Origin of the sequence: Pseudotamlana agarivorans, assembly GCF_001642835.1 — a bacterium.
In the GTDB taxonomy this organism is placed as follows: domain Bacteria; phylum Bacteroidota; class Bacteroidia; order Flavobacteriales; family Flavobacteriaceae; genus Pseudotamlana; species Pseudotamlana agarivorans.
On the sequence record NZ_LXEI01000009.1, the window covers coordinates 134,864 to 160,078 of the forward strand.

General features: G+C 33.7%; 18 protein-coding genes. 5 read left to right on the top strand and 13 right to left on the bottom strand.

The window, feature by feature from the left end:
* Positions 1-4: 4 nt before the first annotated feature.
* The 6 genes from A6I66_RS11165 to A6I66_RS11190 all read right to left on the bottom strand — a co-directional run bounded on the left by A6I66_RS11165 (position 5) and on the right by A6I66_RS11190 (position 6,530).
* The gene (locus tag A6I66_RS11165; RefSeq protein ID WP_067149278.1) at positions 5-1,336 is read right to left on the bottom strand and encodes a TolC family protein; all 1,332 of its coding nucleotides are present in this window, start codon (positions 1,334-1,336) and stop codon (positions 5-7) included.
* Between the two features lie 193 nt (positions 1,337-1,529).
* Positions 1,530-1,979: a KTSC domain-containing protein gene (locus tag A6I66_RS11170; RefSeq protein ID WP_067149433.1), complete on the bottom strand. Its 450-nt coding sequence runs from the start codon at positions 1,977-1,979 to the stop codon at positions 1,530-1,532.
* Positions 1,980-2,058: 79 nt separating this feature from the next.
* Positions 2,059-3,372, bottom strand: coding sequence for a DEAD/DEAH box helicase (locus tag A6I66_RS11175; protein ID WP_067149280.1), 1,314 nt, complete (start codon positions 3,370-3,372; stop codon positions 2,059-2,061).
* Positions 3,372-4,718: a DEAD/DEAH box helicase gene (locus A6I66_RS11180; RefSeq protein ID WP_067149283.1), complete on the bottom strand. Its 1,347-nt coding sequence runs from the start codon at positions 4,716-4,718 to the stop codon at positions 3,372-3,374. The genes A6I66_RS11175 and A6I66_RS11180 overlap by 1 nt, the downstream gene beginning before the upstream one ends.
* Positions 4,719-4,909: 191 nt before the next feature.
* Complete coding sequence (locus A6I66_RS11185; protein ID WP_067149285.1) at positions 4,910-5,908, bottom strand: metal-dependent hydrolase; 999 nt, start codon at positions 5,906-5,908, stop codon at positions 4,910-4,912.
* Positions 5,909-5,978: 70 nt separating this feature from the next.
* On the bottom strand, positions 5,979-6,530 hold the full coding sequence (locus A6I66_RS11190; RefSeq protein ID WP_067149287.1) for a DUF4251 domain-containing protein: 552 nt from the start codon (positions 6,528-6,530) through the stop codon (positions 5,979-5,981).
* 116 nt (positions 6,531-6,646) lie between these two features.
* On the opposite strand from A6I66_RS11190, the gene A6I66_RS11195 reads away from it, so the two are divergent.
* From A6I66_RS11195 to A6I66_RS11210, 4 genes are all read left to right on the top strand, one after another.
* Entirely contained in the window at positions 6,647-7,465 is an 819-nt protein-coding gene (locus tag A6I66_RS11195) for a DUF1853 family protein (RefSeq protein ID WP_067149289.1), read from the top strand.
* A gap of 372 nt (positions 7,466-7,837) precedes the next feature.
* A complete protein-coding gene (locus A6I66_RS11200) occupies positions 7,838-11,170 on the top strand; it encodes a transglutaminase family protein (protein WP_067149291.1) in 3,333 nt (1,110 codons plus the stop codon).
* 62 nt (positions 11,171-11,232) lie between these two features.
* Entirely contained in the window at positions 11,233-13,794 is a 2,562-nt protein-coding gene (locus A6I66_RS11205) for a circularly permuted type 2 ATP-grasp protein (protein ID WP_067149293.1), read from the top strand.
* Positions 13,795-14,712 carry a transglutaminase family protein gene (locus A6I66_RS11210; RefSeq protein WP_067149295.1) on the top strand — a complete coding sequence of 306 codons (918 nt, stop codon included), beginning with the start codon at positions 13,795-13,797 and terminating at the stop codon, positions 14,710-14,712.
* Between the two features lie 18 nt (positions 14,713-14,730).
* Here the strand turns inward: A6I66_RS11210 and A6I66_RS11215 are convergent, their stop codons facing one another.
* The 7 genes from A6I66_RS11215 to A6I66_RS11245 all read right to left on the bottom strand — a co-directional run bounded on the left by A6I66_RS11215 (position 14,731) and on the right by A6I66_RS11245 (position 22,564).
* Positions 14,731-15,708 (bottom strand): alpha-E domain-containing protein, encoded by a 978-nt coding sequence (locus A6I66_RS11215; RefSeq protein WP_067149297.1) that lies wholly within the window; start codon positions 15,706-15,708, stop codon positions 14,731-14,733.
* 7 nt (positions 15,709-15,715) lie between these two features.
* Positions 15,716-17,182, bottom strand: coding sequence for a circularly permuted type 2 ATP-grasp protein (locus tag A6I66_RS11220; protein ID WP_067149299.1), 1,467 nt, complete (start codon positions 17,180-17,182; stop codon positions 15,716-15,718).
* 380 nt (positions 17,183-17,562) lie between these two features.
* Positions 17,563-18,618 carry a glycosyltransferase family 9 protein gene (locus A6I66_RS11225; RefSeq protein WP_067149302.1) on the bottom strand — a complete coding sequence of 352 codons (1,056 nt, stop codon included), beginning with the start codon at positions 18,616-18,618 and terminating at the stop codon, positions 17,563-17,565.
* Between the two features lie 49 nt (positions 18,619-18,667).
* Complete coding sequence (locus A6I66_RS11230) at positions 18,668-19,507, bottom strand: DMT family transporter (protein WP_067149303.1); 840 nt, start codon at positions 19,505-19,507, stop codon at positions 18,668-18,670.
* A complete protein-coding gene (locus A6I66_RS11235) occupies positions 19,497-20,411 on the bottom strand; it encodes an EamA family transporter (RefSeq protein ID WP_067149305.1) in 915 nt (304 codons plus the stop codon). The genes A6I66_RS11230 and A6I66_RS11235 overlap by 11 nt, the downstream gene beginning before the upstream one ends.
* Before the next feature lie 45 nt (positions 20,412-20,456).
* Positions 20,457-20,909 carry a cold-shock protein gene (locus A6I66_RS11240; protein WP_067149307.1) on the bottom strand — a complete coding sequence of 151 codons (453 nt, stop codon included), beginning with the start codon at positions 20,907-20,909 and terminating at the stop codon, positions 20,457-20,459.
* A gap of 101 nt (positions 20,910-21,010) precedes the next feature.
* Positions 21,011-22,564, bottom strand: coding sequence for a DEAD/DEAH box helicase (locus tag A6I66_RS11245; RefSeq protein ID WP_067149435.1), 1,554 nt, complete (start codon positions 22,562-22,564; stop codon positions 21,011-21,013).
* A 285-nt stretch (positions 22,565-22,849) separates the two neighbouring features.
* Here A6I66_RS11245 and A6I66_RS11250 point away from each other — a divergent pair, with 285 nt between their 5' ends.
* Positions 22,850-25,135, top strand: coding sequence for a S9 family peptidase (locus A6I66_RS11250; protein WP_084399637.1), 2,286 nt, complete (start codon positions 22,850-22,852; stop codon positions 25,133-25,135).
* The last annotated feature ends 80 nt before the right edge of the window (positions 25,136-25,215 follow it).

A 25,215-nucleotide genomic window follows, 5' to 3' on the forward strand; every position in this document is an offset into this window, starting at 1 on the left:
TCGATTATAATTTAATGTCGTTTCCTTGATAAAATTGAAGTAATTGGTGATATAAAATATTTAAGTATTTGGCCTGATTATAATTCTGTTGTGCAGTAGTATAAGTGTTTTGATTAATAATTAAATCTGTGGTACTTAAGTCACCTAATTCGTATTTAGTTTTAGCTAAATTATACGATTGTAAAGCTGATTCTTGTGAAGCCTCGGCTGCTAAAAGTTGTTTTTGGGCCGACAGTGCGTTTTGATAAGCAGTTTCTACTTTTTTAAATATTTCTTTCTCTGTAGATTGCTTCTGAATTTGAGCCCGTTCTATATTAATCTCAGCTGTTTTTACAGCATTTTTTGTTTCGTTTCTATTAAAAATGGGAATCGATAAACTCAATCCTATTTTCTGATTAAAATTGATATTCAATTGATCAGCAAAATTCACATCGGCAATACTTGTATACCCAGAACCTACGCTCCCTATTAATGATAACGTTGGCAAATAGGCGCCTTTAGCAATTTGTAGTTCCTTTTCATTTATAGCGATATCTAAATCGCTAGTATTCATTTCTGGAAGTATATTTAGCGCTTTATTATAAATAGCTATTTTATCCTCTTCAAGATTAATTAGATCTATATCGTCAGGAATTGATTCAACTTCAATAGTATCTAGAGGTCCGAGTTCTAAAAGTTGTTTTAAAGTAATAAGGTATTGCTGATAATTGTTTTTCGCAGTAATAACATTATACTTATTAGTTGCTGCTTGCGATTGAGCTTCGGTATAATCGTTTAGAGCTATAGTACCAGCATCCAAACGCGCTTTAGCTTGAACCACTTCGTTTTCTGAAGCTACTAAATTATTTTCTGCAATAAGAATATCTTCTTTAGCGTATAGTATTTGAAGGTAGTTTTCTAAAATACTGACGATAATATTATTTTTAGCTTCTTCTACTAAAAATTCATTTTGCTCAACAAATAATTTGTTTTGTTTAACCTGATTTGTAAGCTGGCTCCCTTGATACAGCGTCATGGAACTTGTAACTCCTATATTTGAAGAGTATATCTGATCTGTTACATAATCGCTCGTAATTGGGTCGATGGTATTTCCGTTAGAAAAATTTTGAGAAAGGCTACCAAATAGATTCGGCAATTTTTGAGATTTTGCACGATTGTAATCAACCTCCGAAATTTCCTTTCCTAAATCGGCATCTTTAACTGTAATATTATTTACTACGGCATAATTAATACAATCTTCTAACGACCATATTTGTGGTTTTGCTATAGTGTCATTAGTTTGAGCTGAAACTATAATCACAAAGAAAAAGCAAAATATTTGAGAAATTATTTTCATTGTTTTGAATGTGTTTATCATTTAACACTTCAAAATTCAGATTATATCCTCTACATATAAAAGACAATATAAGTTTGCCACTTTTTTCTAGACGAATCCCCGTATTTTAACGATGAGATTTTTTGAGACCATGGACTAAATTAAAAAAGCTCTAGACAGACTAGAGCTTTTTTAAAGTTTTATAAAAGGTTAATTAAGCTGTTTCAAGCTCACGTTTTGCCATTCTATATTGATACTTAGGATAAATAGAGCGTTTAGCAAATCGATTTAGTTTATTACTATTAATCATTTTAATATAAACCTGTTTTGTAACCCCAAAATACTCATAGGTGGTACCATCCGTAAAAGTGATTTCTAGCAACAAACCTTTGTGATGGTAATCGGCAATACCAGAATTTGTAATGGTTTCTGTATAGGCTTCTAAATTCGCTGCTAAGGTTTCTGGCGCAATACTTACTAGAAAATGGTAGCCATCAATAATTTTACGGCTATTAATTTCAGCTTCTTCTTTTAAAGCATCACCATCTTGAAACTTATCAGGATGCCATGCTTTAACCAAATCCCGGTAACTTTTCTTTAAAGCCTTTAACTCGATTTCGTTTTCAACTCCAAAGAGTTTTTTATATTCATTTATGCGCTTCATATCATCTTTATTTTGAAGCAGCAAAAGTAGGTGTAAAAATCACATGAAATACAAAAAGCAACAATTAAAAAATCACTGATTATAAGACGGTTACACGAACCTTCTTGTTTTTTAATCTGGTGTTGTTTAGTTTTTGAACTAAAGTATTAGCTAGAGCTAACGGAACTCCTACAAAAGCACAGTCTACTTTAAGTTCAATAACACCCAGCTGGTCTTTATTTATACCGCCTTGTTTAAAAAATAATCCTGCTATATCACCTTTTGAAATTTTATCTTTTCGGCCACCAGAAATAAACAAGGTTTCCCAATATTGTTCAATTTTAGGGGCTTTCTTTGAAATATTGATACCCTTAACATCTTTGATAAATTCTGGTAATATTTCGTTCTCCCACTTTAAAATATAGGCCGTTCCTTTAGCGTTAACACGCGCTGTTCTTCCGTTTCTGTGAATAAACTCTTCTTCGTGACGTGGTAATTCATAATGAATGATATGATTCATTTCTGGAATATCAATCCCTCGAGCCGCCAAATCTGTAGCCACTAAAACCTGACAACTTCCGTTTCTAAACTTTATTAGCGCCCTTTCTCTGTCTTTTTGCTCCATCCCACCAGAAAAGCAAGCATGACTAATTTTGTTGCGTTTTAAAAAAGCACTCACTTCGCTAATGCTATCTCTTAAATTACAAAATATAATGCCAGGTTTGTCGCCAATATGCGCTACCAATTCTAACAAAGTCCCTAACTTATTAGCCTTTGGAGAAACCACGGTTTTTATGGCTAATTGCGATGTTTTTTTGGTGTTTAAGTAATTGACTGTAATAGGCTTGTCCAACCTTACAAAACCAGGGATTTTAACACCTTGCGTTGCTGAGGTTAAAATACGTTTGTTAATACTTGGTAATTGCCCAATAATGGCCTTCATTTCTTCTTCAAAACCATCTTCTAGTGATTTATCAAATTCATCTAGAATAAGCGTTTTAATGCTTGTTTTTTCAAAACGATTGGCATCAAAATGATCTAATAATCTTCCCGGCGTTCCGATTAAAATGGCAGGATTATGCTTTATTTCAATTTTATCTTTGGAAATAGGTCTGCCTCCATAAACGGCATTCACTTTAAAACCAGATCCCATCGAGCGTACCACTTGTTCAATTTGAATCGCTAATTCTCTTGATGGCACGATAACCAACGCCTGAATTTCTTGCGATTCAGGATCCAAAACTTCTAATAAGGGTAGTAAAAACGCTAGTGTTTTCCCCGTTCCAGTCGGTGACAATAAAACAGTATTTGTATTCGATTCGATAACCGAAAAAGCCTCTTCTTGCATCGGATTTAAAGCTTGAATATTTAATTTATTTAAAATATCCTGTTGATTTTTTATGTCGTTAGCCATTATTGCTTTTTCTTTTTATGCTTTTTAGCGCCTTCAGGATTTGGAATTACCGTGGCGTTTTGAGCTAAATAATTTGCTAATATTTTATCAACTAGTTCTTCTTTGGTTAAATGATGAAATATGGTTTTTATCTTAGCTTTTAAATCTTCTGAAACCTCACGATTAGGTTTAGTTTTAAATATTTTTTTAGCCCATAACAACGTATTATTTTCTTCTATACTTTGAGCATCGGCTTTTTTAAAGGTCTTAAAAGTAATGCCTAATTCATCTTCAAAATCGGCGATATCAATAACTTCTTCTTCCTGTAAAATGGTTAAAGAAAGCCCTTTTGCTCCTGCTCTAGCCGTTCTTCCACTTCTATGTACATAGGCATCATAAGTATCTGGTAAATGATAATTTACAACGTAAGACAGGTTTTTAACATCAATACCACGAGCAGCTAAATCGGTAGCAACCAAAATATCGATATGTTCATCTCTAAATTGCCCCATAATACGATCACGAATACCTTGAGACAAACTACCATGTAACGCTCCTGATGAAAATTTATTAATCGCTAAATTTTTAGCCAATTTATTAACAGCAGCCTTGGTTTTACAAAAAATAATACCACGTTCTCCTTCTCTAGAGTTTAAAAAATGCATTAAAACCTCTAATTTTTCAATAGGCTCTACAACAACATATTGATGATCGATAGCTTGATGACCAACCGTTTCCATATCGGCTTCAATATGTACTACATGTTTAGACATGTAATTTTGAACCATTTGTTTTATGTAACCAGGCATGGTTGCTGTAAATAATAAGGTTCTTCTGGTTTTAGGAAGCTCATCTATAATGGCATCCACCTCTTCCTTTAAAGCACTTACCATTTCATCAGCTTCATCTAAAACAAAATAATTTATGCTTTTCAGATTAATGGCTTCACGTTTAACTAAATCTACCAAACGACCAGGTGTAGCAATTATAATTTGAGGCTGATTGGTTAAAGCTTCAATCTGTGGCTTTATGGGTGTTCCTCCGCATAAAGAGACGATTTTAATTTCTGCGCTATTTGAAGCTAAAGATTGTAAATTGTTATAAATCTGCTGTCCTAGTTCTCTTGTAGGTGCAAGGATTAAGGTTTGAATATCTTTATTTTCTACATCTACCAATTGTAATAAAGGCAAGCCAAAAGCGGCTGTTTTTCCTGTACCTGTTTTTGCTAAAACAACCAGATCATCTTTCTGATTTAAAACTACCGGAATCGCTTTTTTCTGAACATCTGTTGGTTCAGAAATTTGTAAATCGATTAAACTTTGTTGGAGTTGTTCGTTAATTCCTAAATCTGAAAACTGTTTTAACATGGCTATTTTTTTGAGCAAAGATAGCGACACTTTTGCTCTGGGGATTACTATTTACTTCGTAATTCCTTTATAAGATGAAATTGTTATGATATTTAGGCCAAACACAAACTATTAGAAGTTCACTAAGGTACTTTGAAAGTCAATTTAAAGTGTCAAAAGAAGTTCTGAAACTGAAAACAACTTTTAGTATTTTAATTTCCTTTGATACGAACCCATAAATCCGCCATTAGATTCTTAGCATCTCTACCATCTTTTGGAGTTTCTACAAAAATAACTTCTCCGTTTTCCAAAACTTGAATTTCATATTGAAAAACAAACTGATTGTTATCGGGTTTAATCCCCATGGTTCCAAAACGGAGGTCGTTAAAATATAGTTTGTCATTCTTCTTTGTAATAGTATACCAACCTTTCGAGATATGAATCATACGTTTTACTTTGTCGTTATTTCTCAAATCTCCCAAGTATTCATGATGTTTAGGGTATCTATGGAATGTTATGGGCTTTGTATCAAAAAAAGAATAATACCCTACCAAATAAGCATCTTTGGTATCAATATTTGCAGTCCATAAAATGGTATTTAACGGTGTAGGTCGTGTATCAATTTGAGTATATAATATGTTTTGAGTTGTTAGATCTTTCTCAAATTTAGTATAAGCCCATCCTTTTAACGGGACTGTGATAACTAAATAAGCACTACTCACCATAAGTCCGTAATTATTATAGAGACGCCTTTTTCGTGATACTCTTTTCTGAAACATCGTTAGAATTAAAAAAATAATAAATGGCAATGTGTAGAGAGGATCTATAACAAAAATCGACTTAAAAGCAAGAGGGTAATCTATAGGCCAAAACAGCTGTGTTCCCCATGTCGTAAAAGCATCTAGAAGCGGATGGGTTATAAAACACCAGAAAAAGAGCCAGGACCAGCCCTTAAAATCTTTATATTTTTCATACTTGGAGACGATCCAACCAAAAATAGGTCCGAAAATAACCGAAAAAAAGATGGAATGTGTAAATCCGCGATGAATTTCTAAAGCTGAAACCGTATCAGTAAAATGTGATGCTAATACATCTAAATCTGGAATGGTGCCTGCAATAGCACCATATAGCATAGCTTTATTGCCTATTTTTTTACCTAATACAGCTTCACCAACGGCGGCACCTAAAACGATTTGGGTAAGAGAATCCATTTATATCCTTGTATCTTTTTGAAATGGAAAAGTAACTATTTAAATTTTATAGTTAGTCGTATTTTTGATTCTAATCGGATTCCGTTTTATTTTGAATAGAACCTGAATAACGTATAGGTGTTCTTGTGTTACCAGTTAAAATCATTTCAGATTTTAAATTTGGAAATAGGGTGATATTAACTCGAAAGTTTTCCGAGTTACTTTTTGCTTCAAATGAAATATCATAACTAGAATCCTTCTTTTGCGTGACTTTATAATTTTTCATAAGCCCTTTAAAAGCAATGGCGCTATCATCACCACCATAACTTCCTCCCATTTGTCGCTCTCCAAAATAAGGCAAATATGAGGTGATACTATCTCCTGAAATCGTCAAAAAATTGCTGTTTCCTATTAAATTCACAGATCCGCCCTGATTCCCAGGAGGTAATAATCGAGCCGCTTGTTGCATGGCCATTGTAGTGGTTGGAAAAGCCCAATCTGAAACAATTTTAAAATCTTTATTGTTAACTGTAGTAGCTAATCGGTCTAATTCTGCTTGAGTCGCATTCGTTTTTCCAGAACCACAAGCCATAAGTAATACTACAAAAGTGGCCAATATGTATTTAATGATATTATTTTTCATCTTGAAATATTTAAAAGGTTATAACGAGGAAATTAAAGATGATAACCGTCGGTTATACGATGTTAATTTACATATAAATGAAGGTATTTCAAATGTAAATCCTAATTTTAGCACTTATGAGTTTCAAGAAAAACCAATTACAGCTACAATATCAGGGCTTTGTAAACACTCCTTTACTATGGAAAAAGTCAGATGTCATGGGATTACAGCAGTTATTACTTCCAGAACAAGATGTATCACAATTTACGACGCATGAACAACCAAATCTACGTTTAGGAAAACGTGTTGAGCAGTTTGTATTCTTTCAATTATCAAGCTATAACGACATCAATATACTTTTAAAAAACACTCAAATTCAAAACAATAAGCAAACTATTGGTGAAATAGATTGTATTTTACAGCTAGACCAAACCCTTATTCATCTTGAAATTGTCTATAAATTTTACTTGTATGATCCGAACCATGGCCAAACAGAAATCGAGCATTGGATTGGTCCCAACAGAAAGGATACGTTATTAAAAAAAATAACAAAACTTAAAGACAAACAACTTCCTTTACTTTATAATGAACATACACAAAAAGTATTAAAACCACTGCAACTACAATCCGAAAGCATAAAACAGCAGGTGTATTTTAAAGCTCAATTATTCCTCCCTTTTGAAGATATTGATGCCCCATTTGATATCCTTAATTCAGCATGTATTAGTGGATTCTATATCCATTATACTAGAATCACTGAATTACAACACTGTAAGTTTTTTATGCCCGACAAAATTGATTGGCTACAAGAAACCCAAAATCAAGTCGATTGGTGTTCTTATTCAGTCTTTTGTGATAGCATAGAACCCGTTATCCAACAAAAAACGGCACCACTTTGTTGGATTAAATTTCCAAAAGGTCGCATTCAAAAATGTTTTGTGGTCTGGTGGTCATAATCTAAAGCTTAAATGATTTAATCATCATCAAGCCTACTGGAAGTTGTTCTAATGCCCATACTAGAACACTAGGTTAGATGACACACATTTGCGTTTATTTTATTGCCATGTGTGAATATCATAATAATCCCATCAAAAAACTATCATTTTCACATAAAAACAGAGCTATTATATATACATTTTCAGAAGGTTTTTAAGCTTTTATTACTAATTTTATAATTAACTAATATTTTTATCATTTTGAAATAGTAAAAAGTACTTCCTTTCATTTTAAAGGGGGTATATTAGATTTTCCAAAATGTTTATTTTTTAAATTTTAGTTGGTGTTAAGTTAAACTCTAGCAGTAAAATCTGCTATTTACACGGTAATTTATGGCGTTAAAAATCGTAATCTCCCACAAAACAAAGTATAAGTACGATAGAAAAGTTTCTTTATCCCCACACATATTCCGACTGCGGCCAGCGCCACACTCAAGAACACCAATTGAGTCTTACTCCATAAAAATTAAACCAGAAGAACAGTTTTTTAATTGGCAGCAAGACCCTTTTGGAAATTATGTAGCGCGATTAGTGTTTCCTGAAAAAACAGACGAACTTTCTATTGATGTCGAGATTATTGCCGATTTAAAGACCATTAATCCTTTCGATTTCTTTATTGAAGAATCTGCCGAAGAGTATCCTTTTGAATATACTGATACTATTAAAAAAGAGCTTCTTCCTTATTTAGAAATTACCGATGATGGCGATTTACTAAAAGATTTTATAAAAACAATCGATTATACACCGCGAAAAACCATCTATTTTTTAATTGATATTAATAGGAAGATATACGAATATTTAAGCTATAACATTCGTATGGAGCCTGGTGTGCAATCTTGTGAGGAAACTCTAGAACGCAAAAATGGCTCTTGTCGTGATTTCGCTTGGCTTTTTGTACAAACTTTACGCCACCTCGGTTTTGGTGCTCGCTTTGTTTCTGGGTACTTAGTTCAGTTAAAATCTGATGAAAAGTCACTAGACGGCCCTTCAGGTCCTGAAGAAGATTTTACCGATTTACACGCCTGGGCTGAAGTGTATTTACCTGGAGCAGGATGGATTGGTTTTGATGCCACTTCTGGACTGCTTGCTAGCGAAGGTCATATACCGCTGGCATGTACACCTTCCTTTGAAAGTGCTGCCCCAGTGTCGGGAGCTACCGATGTTTGTGAAACCGAATTCTTTTTTGAAAACTCGGTAACCCGTATTTTCGAATCGCCAAGAGTTACAAAACCTTACACGGAAGCCCAATGGAAAGACATTTATAAACTTGGAAATAAGGTTGAAAAACAACTTCAAAAAGGAGATGTTCGTTTAACTATGGGTGGCGAACCTACGTTCATTTCTATTGATGATTTAGATGCTCCTGAGTGGAATACGACGGCCGACGGACCACTAAAACGAAAATTAGCCAAAGATTTATCTATAAAATTACATGAAGCCTTTGGAAAAGGTGGTGTGCTTCACCATGCCCAAGGAAAATGGTATCCTGGTGAACCTTTACCACGTTGGCAAATTGAAATTTGTTGGCGTAAAGATGGTCGACCAATTTGGTATAATAAAAACCTGTTAGCTACTTACACAGATAATATTACAATTCCAGCTGATACCGATAAAAAATTCTTAGAAACCCTTACCAAATATTTAAGGGTTACAAACGAACATATTCTACCTACTTACGAAGACCCTTTCTATTACTTATGGGAACAAGGTAATTTACCAACCGATTATAATCCAGCCGATGATGAAGATAACGAGCTGGCAAAGAAAAAACTAAACGCCATTTTTGAAAAAGGGACATCAACCCCGGTTGGTTACCTACTGCCCTTAAATAAAACTGAAAACAAGTGGTTTACAAGTGCTTGGACCTTTAGGCGTCAACATCTGTTTTTAACACCAGGCGACTCCCCTATTGGGTTAAGATTACCTTTGGCCTCCTTGGAAGCTAAACCTGAACATGAAATTTTCCCAATTTACGAACCCGAACTGTTTGGTATTAAAGGCAGACTCCCAAGTTTTAAAAATATTGTAAAAGCGCGTTATAAGGATTATTGCGATTTTGGAATTGATTACAATCAACCAAACTATTTCGTACGCACCGCGCTGTGTTCCGAAATTAGGGATGGAAAACTATATTTATTCCTTCCACCTTTAGAGTCTGCCGAAGTTTTTCTAGATTTAATAGCATCTATTGAAATGACTGCTAAAGAGCTTAATGTTCCAGTGATTTTAGAAGGATACGAGCCTCCAAAAGATAATAGGTTAGAATCTCTAAAAATCACACCAGACCCTGCAGTAATTGAAGTGAATGTGCATCCTGTGAAAAACTGGGAAGAATTATGTAACAACACATTTACATTATATAATCTTGCAAAAGAATCACGTTTGGGTACCGAAAAATTCATGCTCGACGGGAAACACACGGGTACAGGTGGCGGAAACCATGTGACTTTAGGTGGAACTAGTCCACAAGACAGTCCCCTACTTCGTAAACCTAGCTTGTTAAGAAGTTTACTAACCTTCTGGCAACATCACCCCGGATTAACATATTTATTTTCTGGAGCCTTCGTTGGACCAACCAGTCAGGCACCACGAATTGATGAGGCCCGCATGGACAATTTATACGAATTAGAAATTGCATTTTCTCAAATTCCCGAAGATGAGGAGGTCCCTTTTTGGCTTACCGATCGCTTATTCCGTCATTTATTAACCGATCTTACAGGAAACACACATCGCGCCGAATTTTGTATTGATAAATTATATTCGCCAGACTCGTCTTCTGGACGATTAGGTATTTTAGAACTTCGTGGATTTGATATGCCACCACATCCACAAATGAGTTTAACCCAGATGTTGTTGGTACGCACACTAGTAGCTTGGTTCTGGAAAAAACCTTATGAACACAATTTAGTACGTTGGGGTACCGAATTACATGACAAATTCTTAATTGAACACTACGTTCGTGAAGATATTAAAGATGTGGTTGAACAATTAAACAGAGCTGGCTATGCTTTTAAAGAGGAATGGTTTAATCCATTTTTTGAGTTTAGATTTCCACTTCATGGTATGGTAGAAATTAATAATATTCACTTAGAATTAAGAGCTGGAATTGAACCTTGGAATGTATTAGGTGAAGAGATGACCGGAGGCGGTACAGCGCGTTACGTAGACTCTTCTTTAGAACGACTTCAAGTTAAAGTTTCTAATTTCATAGATGAAAGATTTGTATTAACTTGCAACGGTGTAAAAGTTCAATTAAAAAGCACTAGAGTTAAAGGCGAATATGTAGCCGGAGTTAAGTATAAAGCTTGGGATCCGTACTCTGCATTGCACCCTACAATTCCTGTGGATACACCTTTAGTTTTTGATGTTGTTGATACTTGGAATAGACGCTCTATTGGTGGTTGCACCTATTTTGTGTCGCACCCAGGCGGACGTTCATATGAGAAGTACCCTGTGAATAGTTTTGAAGCAGAATCTCGTAGAATAAATCGTTTTTGGGAGTTTGGCCATACGCAAGGTGAAATTGATCCGGTTGAAAACATCAATCCAGATAAGGAAAATCCTAATAGAAGTGTTGAAGAAAAAGGAAGCTCTAAACGTTTTAAATATAAAGAATTACCTGTTAATTTTGAATTCCCTTACACCCTGGATTTAAGAAAAAAATAAAGAGAAATTTATCGGCTTCTTATGAAGTAGAAAGTCTCTTAAAGCATAAGGATTCCTAATTAATGGAGACGAAAGAAAATAGCATATTTGAAAATTACTTTAAGGATTTTAGTAAATATGACGAGTTACTAACTTCAGAACTAACAATCAAACCCGATTGGAAAATTCTGTTGGATAATTTATTGAAAATTGGGAGTAAAGAACTGGCCGCTAAGCAATCGGAAATCGATTGGCTTTTAGCCGAAAATGGCGTTACTTATAATGTTTACAACGATCCGAATGGTTTAAACAGACCATGGAATTTAAATATTATCCCCTTCATCATTCAACAGAAAGAATGGGAATTGGTTGAAAAAGGTATTAAGCAACGTTCTGAACTGCTAAACCTAATTCTTAAAGATATTTATGGTGAACGTAAATTACTTAAAAACGGAATCATTCCTCCTGAAGTAATTTATGCACACCGCGGATTTTTACGTGCTTGCGACCAAATTGATTACAAAACAGCAAAAACCTTATTAATTCATGCTGTTGATTTAGCTCGCGGTCCCGACGGACGCATGTGGGTGGTAAACGACCGCACCCAAGCACCTTCAGGCATGGGTTATGCTTTAGAGAATCGCTTCTCTAAAAGCAAAGTGATTCCTGAGATTTTTGATAATATTCATGTTACTCAACCTTCAGAGTTTTTTAAAGATTTTAATCAACTGCTTTTAAAGTCAGCACCAGGAAATAAAGAAAATCCTAATGTGGTTATTTTAACCCCTGGCCCTCATAATGAAACCTATTTTGAACACGCTTACCTATCAACCTTTTTGGGTTATCCTCTAGTTAAAGGAAACGATTTGGTGGTTCGAAATGGTAAGGTATGGATGAAATCACTTAAAGGCCTAAAACAAGTTGATGTTATTTTACGTCGTGTTGATGATGCCTTTATGGATCCTTTAGAACTACGTGAAGATTCGTATTTAGGGGTTGCTGGACTTTTGGAAGTGGTTCGACTTCAAAATGTAGCCATTGTAAACCCGATTGGAAGTGGCGTACTTGAAAACCCTGGACTTATTCCTTTTTTGGAAAATATTTGCAAATATTTTTTAAAAGAAGAGCTTATTTTACCGCAAATTGCTTCTTGGTGGTGCGGTCAAGAAAAAGAACGTAACCATGTTTTTGAAAATCTCACGTCATTTGTTGTTAAAAAAATAGATCGCTCTCAGCGTGAAAACATCATATTCTGTGAGTTTTTAAGTAAAAAAGAACTCAAACAATTAAAGAAAAATATACTTGCTAATCCAAACCAGTATGTAGCCCAAGAGAAAATATATTTCTCTACAGCACCAAATTTTATTAATGAAAAGCTTGAACCTCGTAAGGTGTTATGTCGTACATTTTCGATTGCTAAAGATGATCAATATAGTGTGATGCCTGGTGGTTTAGTACGAGTGGCTGCCGAACGCGAGAAACTTTTTGTTTCAAATCAGCGTGGAGGAACCAGCAAAGATTTTTGGGTTATTGGTGATCAAAACCAAGCACACTTAGCCCTCTACTCTTGGAATAAAAGCTTACCGAATAACATCGCCAGCATAAATGATGTCCCTAGTAATACTGCCGAAAATTTATTTTGGTCTGGACGTTACGTGGCAAGAACTTTACTCACAGCACGATACATTCGTATGGTATTAAACCGAATGACCAATGTGCAGTACAACAATAAATACCTACCTGATCCCGAGTGTTTAAATATTTTATATCATTCCATTACAACAATAACTTCTACATTTCCTGGATTTTACGATGAAGAGAACGCTGAAGCACTTCTTAAAGATCCTTTAAAAGAAATTGTTTCGGTTATCATTGACGAAAAACGTATTGGAAGTTTTGCTCAAAGTTTACAAAGTTTTAATGGGTCGTATTTCACGCTTCGAAATTTATGGTCAAAAGACATGTGGCGCGTTTTTGACAGTATTGATAAAATTTGGAAAAATTTCAAATCTGAAGAAAATTATAGCATCTATGGCTTAACGCGTTTTTTTGATAAAATTATTACTAGAATTATTGCTTTCATGGCGCTTACAGAAGAAAGTATTATGGTAAAACAGGGGCTTCTACTCTATTTTATTGGTTTGCAATTAGAAGAAGCTTCTATGACCATAGAAAAATTTAGAGCACTTATCGTGGTAAATCATGACGAAGACTTAGAATACGAAATTCTAGAATCATTATTGTCAAGTCATGAGAGTTTAAACATATACCGCTACAGTTATAAATCCTATTTGAGTTTAGAAAACGTCGTTAGACTGCTACTTTTAGATCAAGAATACACACGTTCTTTAACCTATCAAATAACTCGATTACAAAAGGACATTAGCAAATTACCTAATAACAACCCCAATGGTGAGCCTACAGAATGCTTAAAAAATATTGAAAAAGCACTTAGTTTAGTGCAAAATATTGATATTGATAGTATTCTTGAAGTCGATAGTGAAACAAAAATACGCTTGAAATTAGATCAGTTATTTTCAAAATTAAGTGATTTGTTTCATGTGACTTCTATGTCTATTTCAGACACCTATTTCAATCATTCGCTACAACAAAAACAGTTAGTAAAACGTAACATTACAAATTAAATGGTAGTTTTCGATCTCTGGCATAAAACCAAATACAAGTACGAGCAAGGCGCTTCTTTTTGTCATAATCTAGTGACTTTAAAACCTAAAAATTTTCCGGGTCAAGAATTACTAGATTATCGTTTAGAAATTAGTCCTACGCCTAGTGAAGTTTCTGAAAGAGTTGATTTTTTCGGAAATACCATTGCAACCTTTTCTATTCAGGAAAATCACGAAGAACTTACGGTTATTGCTCGAAGTAAAATTGCTAGGGATTATAAATCTCAAATTTCAAATGAAAACATTGAAGCTAGAAATAAGGTAACCATAGAAGAAGCTTTAGTTTTATTAAAAGGCATTGAGCCCGATATTATCAATGCGCGACAGTATGTATTATTTTCTCCTTTGATCACTAAAATGTCGCCGAAAATAAAAAAGTACGCCGAAGTTTCTTTTAAACCAGGTCGCTCACTTTATGAGGCAGCTCATGAACTCATGCAACGTATTTTCATTGATTTTGATTTTGTTTCAGGTTTCACAAATATTGCTACACCGCTAGACGAGGTTATGAACGCCAAAAAAGGGGTTTGTCAAGATTTTGCTCAAGTGGCTATTGCCTGTGTACGTTCTATGGGATTACCTGCAAGGTATGTGAGTGGTTATATTGAAACTGTTCCGCCGGAAGGCAAAGAAAAATTAATAGGAACCGACGCTTCCCATGCTTGGTTTTCTGTTTTTATTCCTCAATTTGGTTGGGTAGATTTCGATCCTACAAACAATCAGGTGCCAAAAGACCAGCATATTGTGGTAGCACATGGCCGCGATTACTACGATGTTCCGCCACTTAAAGGTGTCATTTATTCCACAGGAAAAAATGATATGGAAGTATCTGTTGATTTACGTCCAGCAAAAGAAAATACCATACAGAAGAAAGTCTGAAGAAAAACAAATTACTCCTTAAGCCTTGGCTTTAGCATCCAGCGTATGTGAAATATCGAAATAATCTTCCTCTAACTTCACTGCTATAGTAGCCAGTTTGTCAATCAATTCGGCAATAAATTCTTCTAAATTATTATCAATTTCTTCAATTAATTTATACTCAAATTGTGAGGTCATTTTTCCTATTAAAAAAGCTGCTGAATTAACCGGTTTTTCATGTTGCTTAGAAATCATACAAATGTATTTATTCATTTGATTTAAGCAGTTTTTAATGGAGCGCGGACATTTAGAATTTAAAATTAGAAATTCTAAGGTATTCGTTCTTTCGGGTGTTTTTTTATAGCTTCTACGCATCATATCATAAGCTAAAACACATTTCAATAAGGTAGACCACTGGTAGTTACCATCTACCAAGTCGCCATAAATCTTTTTAACTGTACTGGCATCACTTACTTTAGAGTTGATGATACGAGCCACTTGTAAACCACGTTCGATATTAATACCTAACATAATGATGGCATAAGCTTCATCATGTAACAGTGTACTTTGTATTTTGCTTTTAATTTCTGAAGCTGCATTACTTACAATGGTTGTGAAATCGTATAATTGACTTTTAACTAATTTCTCAACAGGGTATCCTTTTATAACATGCTTGAAACGGTTAACGGTTTCAAATAATTCATTTGAAATAAGATCTCTTGCACTTCTGGCGTTTTCATGAGCGTTAATAAAACCATTCACAATAGAATATGGAGATTCTATATTCAAGCCAACATTATATAACACTTCTTCTTCTTCCAGAATAATATCCGAATCGATAATTTCGTTAGCCGCCATGTACATTATGGAGCGCAAAACAAATTGTCTAGATTGTGATAATTCGTCAGGAGCATCCAGTGATGAAAAATAGTTGACTCTTAAAAAACGTGCTACATGTTCAGATCGTTCAATATATCTCCCCATCCAAAACAAATTATTTGCTACTCTTGCTAACATAAATATTCTATTTTTTTAATACCCAAGTGTCTTTTGATCCTCCTCCTTGTGATGAGTTTACAACCAAGTTTCCTTTTTTTAATGCGACTCTTGTTAATCCGCCTTTCAATACAAAATCAACATCTTTTCCTAATAAGGTAAAGGTTCTTAAATCGACGTGTCTAGATTCAAAAGACTGACTGTCATCAATATAAGTAGGATGTGTAGACAATGACATGATAGGTTGTGCAATGTATTTTCTTGGATCCTTTTTTATGTTTTCTTTTACCTTTTCAATCTCTTCTTTTGATAACTTATTACCTATTGAAATACCGTATCCTCCTGATTCATCTACAGGTTTTACCACCAACTTATCAATATTTTCCAGCACATAGCTCAATTCGTTTTTTCGACTGCAATGGTAAGTATGCACATTATTTAAAATAGGATCTTCATCAAGGTAGTATTTAATGATCTCAGGCATATAAGTATAAATGGCTTTATCGTCTGCAACACCTGTTCCTGGTGCATTAACTAGAGCTACATTCCCTTTTAAATACACCGAAAATAATCCAGGAACTCCTAGTAAAGAATCAGCTTTAAAAACTAAAGGGTCTATATACAAATCGTCTACTCTTCTGTAAATAACATCGACTTTCTCGATACCATAAATGGTTTTCATGTAAACAAAGTCGTTTTCAACAAACAAATCGCGTCCTTCAACTAAAAGAATTCCCATTTGCTTGGCTAAAAAACAGTGTTCGTAATAGGCAGAATTATACACACCTGGTGTTAAGATTACGCAGACAGGATTATCTACTCCTGTTGGTTTTACCGACTGCATGGTTTCTAAAAGTTTAGAACCATAATTTACAACCGTATGTGTTTTATACTGATTAAATACACCAAAAAGCGCATGTTTTACCGCGCCACGATTTCCTATAACATAACTCACTCCCGAAGGACAACGAATATTATCTTCTAACACATAATATTGCCCATCGGAATGTTTGATTAAATCTGTTCCAGAAATATGATTGTAGATACCTTCCGGCGGATCAAAATTAATCATCTCTGGTAAAAAGTTAACAGAGGAATCTATTAAAGACTTTGGTACAATATTCTGTTTTATAATTTTTTGATCGTGATAAACATCCCAAAGGAAAAGATTCAAAGCTTTGCTGCGTTGCAACACCCCTGATTCTATAGTTTCCCATTCATCATGATCGATAATACGAGGAAACAAATCAAAAGGGAATATTTTTTCATTCACCTCATTTTCACCGTACACTTGAAATGTAATACCTGAATTAAAAAAAGAATCCTTCGCCTGAATATTTAAACGATTAAATTCTGAAACGGAGTAAGCCCCAAAAAGTTCAAATAACGTTTTATAAATGACTCTAACATCATCTCTTTTAGAAAATAATTCATCATAAAACCTAGAATCAAACTCGTATGATGAAAATAATGGAAGGTTAACTGGGTCTTTCAAATCTTTTAATTTAGTGATTACGCCTTGAGTTATTCATTAAATTTAATAAATATTTAAGGACAAATTACTAAATATTAAAAGGACTTTTTTTTCGCGTTTATAGCACATGTATTATTAGCAAAAAATCACGCTATTTGTTAACAGATTTAAAATTTAAATCCTTACAAACGCTTCTTAAATGGTAATAATATTAGATTTATTGTGGAATTGATAATTTTAAAAAGCTAGAATAATTTTAAAAAAGATAGATTAAGAGCCTTATCTCATTAAAAATGAATCATTTAATAAGTAATAAAACTTAAAACTAGAACAAATGAATCATTATGGCATTATCAAATTGTGAAATTTGAGTAATTTTTATAAAGAGTGAGCACGCACCACTAACTATCTTTTCTTAAAATATTGTCGATAGCTGTGATCCAATCTTCGATATTAGTCTTATCCGTATGAAGCGCTACACTCCCATTTCCATAAGGTTTATAAATGTCTACTTTAGTTACCGAAAAGAAACCGATTGTAGGTGTTAAAGAAGCGCTAGCTAAGTGCATGACACCATTATCTGCGGCGATAAAAATACTCGTATTTCGAAAAATACTCGCCATTTCACGAATGTCATCACTATAAAAATTGGGAGCTTTAAAATTAATCCGTGAAATATTTTCTATAGGGAGCATTTCAATGATATTAAACTCTGGGTATTCCTTTTGTAATCTTGCGTAAAAGGTTTCCCACCAAGTTTCAGAATAGCATTTGTTCCCAGTGGCGTTCGTATAAATACAAATGGTTTTCTTTTCATTTTTAGTGATACCATACAAAACTTTTTTTCCGTTAGAAATTTCAGCGTCATTCAGTTTAATATCTAATAAAGGCATTTTTTGATGCTCACATTCAATACCTAATACCTCTAAATAATGCCTCAGATTATAAACCGGATATTTTGAAATGTGCTTATAATCTTCATACTTACTAATGATACTTTCATCTACATCACCAAAAATTTTAAATTTTGCATTGGCTAATTCAGTCAGTAACCTTCCAGAAGATGAATTTTTATCGGCATTTATTACTAAATCATAGGTTCTACTTTTAATAGAAATCCAACATTTAATATATTTAAAAAGATTGCTCCACGGTTTTTTGGGAAGTTTAATAATTTCTGAAACTTCTTTATAATTTTCAAATACAGGATGTGCCACACCGCCTTTAACAAACAAATCTACTTGACACCCAGGAAACGTACGAATAACTTCTTGAACCAATGGTGTTAAAAGTAATTGATTACCTAATCTATGGTTAGGACGTATAATTAAAACTTTCTTGATGTCTTTAATATGAAGATCTCCTTTTCGAGGCTCTACATATGAAGCGCCTACACGTTTTGTGAGCGCATGCATTATCTTTCTTCTGTAATTGTTTATTTTTATTTTAAAAGACATGACTTTTAATCTTAATTTTTAACTACTAAATGAAACAAAAATAAGTAAACTACTTTTTACCTTTATACAAAGCGTTTAAAGCTAACGCAGCAATAATCATTGTAATACCTAAAAGACTCCATAAGGTATAAACCTCTCCGAAAATAAAAGCACCAAACATCACTGTAAAAATGACTTCTAAATATTTTAATGGCGCAACCTGATTTGTAGCAGCTATTTGAAATGCTTTAGTCATATATACTTGGCCGAAATAACCAAAAACACCTAAGGCAAATAGCATAAGCCATTCAACACCTACGGGATTTGTCCAATTAAACAAGGCCATGGTTCCACCAATTATAGTTGAAATAACCATAAAATAGTTTACCACCACCACCGGGTGGTCTGCTTTTCCAATTTTACTTATAACCACATAAACTAAACCACTAAAAAGAGCAGAAACAAAAATGAGTAACAAACCATAAGGATCTAATGAAGAATCAAATCCTTTTAATATCACCACACCAACAAACGCCACAAGGAAAAAGAACCATTGAATAGGCTTAACCTTTTCTTTAAGTAATAAAACAGCAAAAACTGCAGCAAAAATAGGCGCCATATAACGCAATGAAACGGCTGTACCTATTGGCAGGTATTTTGTTGACATAAAAAATAAAGCCATGGATGTTACCCCAACAAGTCCTCTTAAAACTAACAGTTTTCTTTTATTTCCGAGGATTGAAATTTTATTTTTCAATAGGAATCCAAAAGTAAAAAACAAGGAACTCAATGATCTAAAAAACACAATTTGAAACGCATCATAATGTGTCAAATATTTAACTATGGCATTCATACATGTAAAAGCTAAGGTGCTTATTATCATGAATTTTATAGCGTTTCTAACGTCCATGTGCTCTTAATTTAAATTTTCGATTAGAATTTATGAAATATACCCCCGTAAGTAATACGATAGCTGCACATATAGATTGCAGTGAAATTTGTTCATTTAAAACCCACCATCCTAGAATCAAAGCAATGATAGGATTAACGTAAGTTGAAGTTGCTACTTTTTCAGGGGAGACTGTTTTTAAAAGATAGTTGAATGCTGTAAAAGCAATAAGGCTTCCAAATAAAATTAGGCCTAACATCGACCATTGTACTTCATTTTGCCAAGTATTTGGCCAAGACCAAGATTCGTTTAAAATAAGACTAATTAGTCCTAGGAACGTACCACCACATAACATTTGGTATCCTGTATTTACAAAATGATTACTTGGTAAATCGGCCTTTCCAACAAAAATACTGGCATAAGCCCAACTAACCATACAGGCAAAAATGGTTATCATGCCTAAAATTTGTCCGTCTTGATTCAAAATTTCTTTTTGTCCTACTAATAAAAAGATACCTATAAAACCTAATAAGACTCCAAAGAAAGACATGAGAGATATACGCTTACCTTGAAGCATACGCAAGAGTAAGAGCACGACTAAGGGCTGGGCAGATATTTCTAAAGCAGCAAAACCACTATCGACATATTTTAAGGCCCAAACAACAACACCATTACCGAAAGTTAAAAACAAAAAACCAGCTATAGCTGTGTTTTTAAGCTGTTTGGGAGTAATTTTCAGACTTATTTTAGAAACTTTAGCTATAAGAAAAATTAAGCCACTCGCTGTTAAAAAACGTAAGGAGGCTAAAAAAAAAGGTGGTAAATTGCTTACAGCTATTTTATTAAGTAAATAAGTGGAACCCCAAATCACATAGATGGCAAAAAAGGATAAAATGATAAGAATCGTTTTACGCGATATACTCATATATCTGCTTAGGGGTTTGTAGCTTACACTACAGGATAAAAATTTTTAAATCTTTTTTACTTGAACGGCGTTCATACCTTTTTGACCACGTTCTAGTTCGTAAGTCACTTTATCATTTTCTTCAATAGGTTCTAAAGTTCCGCTTATATGAACAAAATATTTTTCCTGGTTTACACTATCAATAATAAAACCGAATCCTTTAGAATGATCAAAGAAAGACACTTTACCTTCTTTAGCTACTGGCTCCTCTTCTATGCGATCTTCTTTTTTAGGAATTCCTAATTCAATTGATTCTGCTTCAATCTTTTCACGCATCGCAGGATCTGGAGGTGTGTCAGTTAAGTTCCCGTTAAAATCAACGTAAGCAAACTGAATCCCTTGTGGGTTTTCTTTAGCTTCCGCTCTTCGAGCTTCTTTCTTTTTTTGCTTTTCCTCACGCTTTTTTAAACGTTTCTTCTCTTTTTCAATTTTGTTAAAGGTAACTTGCGATTTTGCCATAGTTTATCTATTCGGACAGAATTTAATGAATTAATAATACTGCAAAGATAAACCTTATTTTAAGTAAGCTACAATTATTAATGTTATTATTATGGAATGACTTAATCTTCTGGTGGAAAACCGTGAATTTCTTCAAAAACTTCATCAAAATTAGAGCGTAAATAAGAATTTAGCTTTTTTCGATAATCCCCTTTTAACCAATCTACAAAGTTATAGGTGCTTTTACTTATACATTTTGTGTAACGCTGAATTCTAAAATCGATATCATCACCCAACATTTTAGCTAAACCAATGGCATCGTAAACATCTTCACTGTTCTCAATACAAATTTTAGCATGCTGTTCAATAGATCGTTCTAAAACCACTTTTGATGACTCTCCATTTCTAATAGAATCCACATACGTTTTTTGTATATCGAAGTAAACGTCTTTAGATTTACCAAACTCTGCACGAAGTTCTTCTGGCATTTCATATCTAAAATTACTCTCAAGATCTTCATCACTTAAAATAGAATCTAAGTAATAGGTTGGCGATTTAAAGATACGTTGCCAGTCTAAATCTTCTCCCCAAGGTCCAAATCTGTGGAAGTTATTCCCTAAATCGATTACAGAAAACGTTCTCTTATTTTTCAAAATACGTGATCCACGACCAATCATCTGGTAGTAAAGGGTTAAGGATTTAGTCGCTCTGTTTAAGATGATACTATCAACCGTAGGCTCATCAAAACCAGTAGTTAATATACTAACCGAAGTTAAAATGGCGTCTGGCGTATTTTTAAACCATTTTAATATCATGGCACGCTCCTTTTTACTATTGGTATTGTCTAAATGTGCAATAGGATATCCCGCTCTTCTAAAGGTGTCATAAACGTGTAAAGACGTGTTAATACCATTATTAAAAATTAAGGTTTTCTTACCCTTAGAACGTTCTTCGTAAGCTTGTAACAACTTGGATAGCATATCATTATCTGTATACAAGTCTTCCGATGATTTAACTGTGTAATCACCATTCGCTCCAACCACTAACGAGGTTAAACCTACATTATAGGTAAACATTTCAGCACGTGCTAAAAAGCCGTTTTCAATTAAAGATTCTATACTTTCACCTACAATAAGTTCATCATAATTATCGGTCATTGGCAATTCAATGCTAGAACTTAAAGGTGTTGCGGTAACCCCTAAAATAAACGATTGACTGAAAAATTTAAATAATTTTGTAAACGAATTGTAGTGTGCCTCATCAATAATCACCAATCCGATATCCGAAATATCAAGTTTATCGTCATTTAAACGGTTGTTTAAAGTCTCAACCATAGCAACAAAGCAACTGTAATCGGCTTGATCACTTAAATCAGCCTTACTATCTACCACTTTATTATGCACACCAAACTCAGTTAACACTTTAGAAGTTTGACGACACAACTCAATACGATGCGTCATAACTAATACCTTTTTCTTATGGTGCTTTAAATATTGTCTAACAATTTCAGAAAAAATCACTGTTTTCCCTCCACCAGTAGGTAGCTGATACAGTAAATGGTAATCATCTGGAGACTCTTCGAAGGCTTTAAATATTTTATCTATAGCGCCTTTTTGATAGCTATATAGATCTTTTCCTTCTTTTCTTTCTTCTAATTCCGCTTTTGTTGCCGACATGCTAAAAATTTTATGACGTGCAAAAATAACATCTTTAAAGGGTTTATCATACATGAATTGCCTTAAAATTATGTTGTGTTTTTTCAGAATTCACTAAGCAAAAGAGTATTAAGGAATTAATTGCATCTTATAAACTGAAAATAATGAGATAAAAAGTGATATCTTTAGTTTAAAATCTTGAAATTATTCTTTTTTAATAGAAAAAATGTAACAAAAAACACCTTATCCCTTCTAATCATCATAATTAATTAACTCCATATAGATTTTTTAACTTTACACATTCAAATGAAAAAAACAATTTTAAAACTCAGTAGTTCCTTATTCTTATTTTTAAGTATGATTACACAAACAAACGCACAAGACATCACTGGAGCGTGGGCTGGAAACATAAAACTCCAAAAAACCGAAGTTCCAATCCTATTCAATATTAAAAATGAAGGCGACGGATTAACATGTACTATGGACAGCCCTACTCAAGGCGTTGCCGATTTTCCTATGGATAAAATTGATTTCACTGATAATGTTTTAACCATTGAATTAAAACAAGTGGGATTAAAATATGTAGGGAACTACAAAAAGAACACTTTTGAAGGAACATTAACTCAAACAGGCACCGAAGATCACCCTTTAACACTAACTAAAACTGTTAAAACCTTACCTGGTAACACGGATTTACCATCCTCTGAAGCCGAATTAAGCAAGCTCATGCAGAAAGGCAAGGGCGATTTTAAATATTCAGTTGAAGATTATTTTGCAAAACCTAAAGCCAGTGCCTTTTCCTTTTCTCCGAATGGCGCTTACCTAGCGTATAAAGAAAAAGATGAAAATGCTAAAAACCACGTTTATGTTAAAAGTCTTGAAACCGATAAGGTAACCCAGGTTATCAAAGAAGAAGATGAATTAATTCGTGCTTTTGGCTGGGCCAATAACAACCGACTGGTTTATATCATGGATAAAGGTGGTAATGAAAACTACCATTTATTTGCTGTAAACCTAGATGGAAGCAATCAAGCCGAACTAACCCCTTTTGATGGTGTAAAAGTGAATATTCTCAATAGTTTGAAAGAGGATAAAGAACATATGATTATTTCTATGAATCAAAATAATCCTCAAATTTTTGAACCTTATAAAATAAATATTACAACTGGAGAATTAGTTCAGCTTTACAAAAATGATGATGCGGCTAACCCTATTGACGGATATGAATTTGATAAAGATGGCAAACTTCGTGGGTTCTCAAGGCTACGTGATGGTGTTAATATGGATTTTTATTACACCATCGATGGTAAGAACTATGAAATCAAAAAGAAATTAAACTGGAAACAAACTTTTAGCATCATTTCTTTTAACTATGCATCCGATAACCCGCATGATGCCTACGTAGTTTCAAACTTAGATACCGATAAAACCGAAATCTACTTATATGATTTAAAAGAAGATAAGGTTGTAAAAAAATTGTATTCTAATAAAGAATTTGATGTGTCTAGCTTAAGATTATCAAGAAAAAGAAACTACGAATTAGATTATTTCGCTTATGAAGGAGAAAAACAAGAAATCGTTCCGGTAAGTGATTATTATAAAAAACTACACAAAAAAATTACTGCGAAGTTTCCTAATTACAACTACTCTATTGCTGGTGTTACAGATGAAGAAGACAAGTATTTAATTTTCCTGCAGAGTGATAAATTATATGGGATGTATTATGCTTACGATCCTATTAAAGATGAATTCAAGTTACTTTATAATTTAATGCCAAATCTTAAAGAAGAAGATATGGCTGAAATGCGCCCAATTTCTTTTAAAAGTAGAGATGGTAAGCACATACATGGGTATATCACCTTACCCAAAGCTGCTATCGATGGTAAAAAAGTTCCAGTAATTGTAAATCCTCACGGCGGACCACAGGGTATTCGTGATTCATGGGGTTTTAACCCTGAAGCACAACTTTTTGCTAGTCGTGGTTACGCTACATTACAAGTTAATTTCAGAATTTCCGGGGGTTACGGTAAATCCTTTTTAGAATCTGGCTTCAAACAAATAGGAAGAAAAGCTATGGACGATGTTGAAGATGGCTTGCATTATGTTGTGAAAAAAGGCTGGGTTGATAAAAACAATGTAGCCATTTATGGTGGTAGCCACGGTGGATATGCCGTTCTAAGAGGACTAACTAAAACACCAGATTTATATGCTTGTGGCGTAGATTATGTTGGTGTTTCAAACTTATTTACCTTTATGAAAACCATTCCGCCATACTGGAAACCTTATATTAAAATCATGAAAGAAGTTTGGTATGATGAAGATGTAGCTTCCGAAAAAGTGATTATGGAAGAAGTGTCTCCAGCATACCACATTGATAAAATTAAAAAGCCTCTATTTGTGGTACAAGGTGCTAACGATCCACGAGTGAATATCGATGAATCTGATCAAATTGTAAAAGCTCTAAGAGAAAAAGGTGTTGATGTTCCTTATATGGTTAAATATGATGAAGGTCACGGATTTCATAAAGAAGAAAACCGATTAGACTTATATAAAGCTATGATGGGGTTTTATGCTGAACATTTAAACAATTAAACAGAAGTATTACATTCCTTTAAAAGCATAAAAAAAGCCAGAACATTCAAAATGTTCTGGCTTTTTTATATTAATTAATA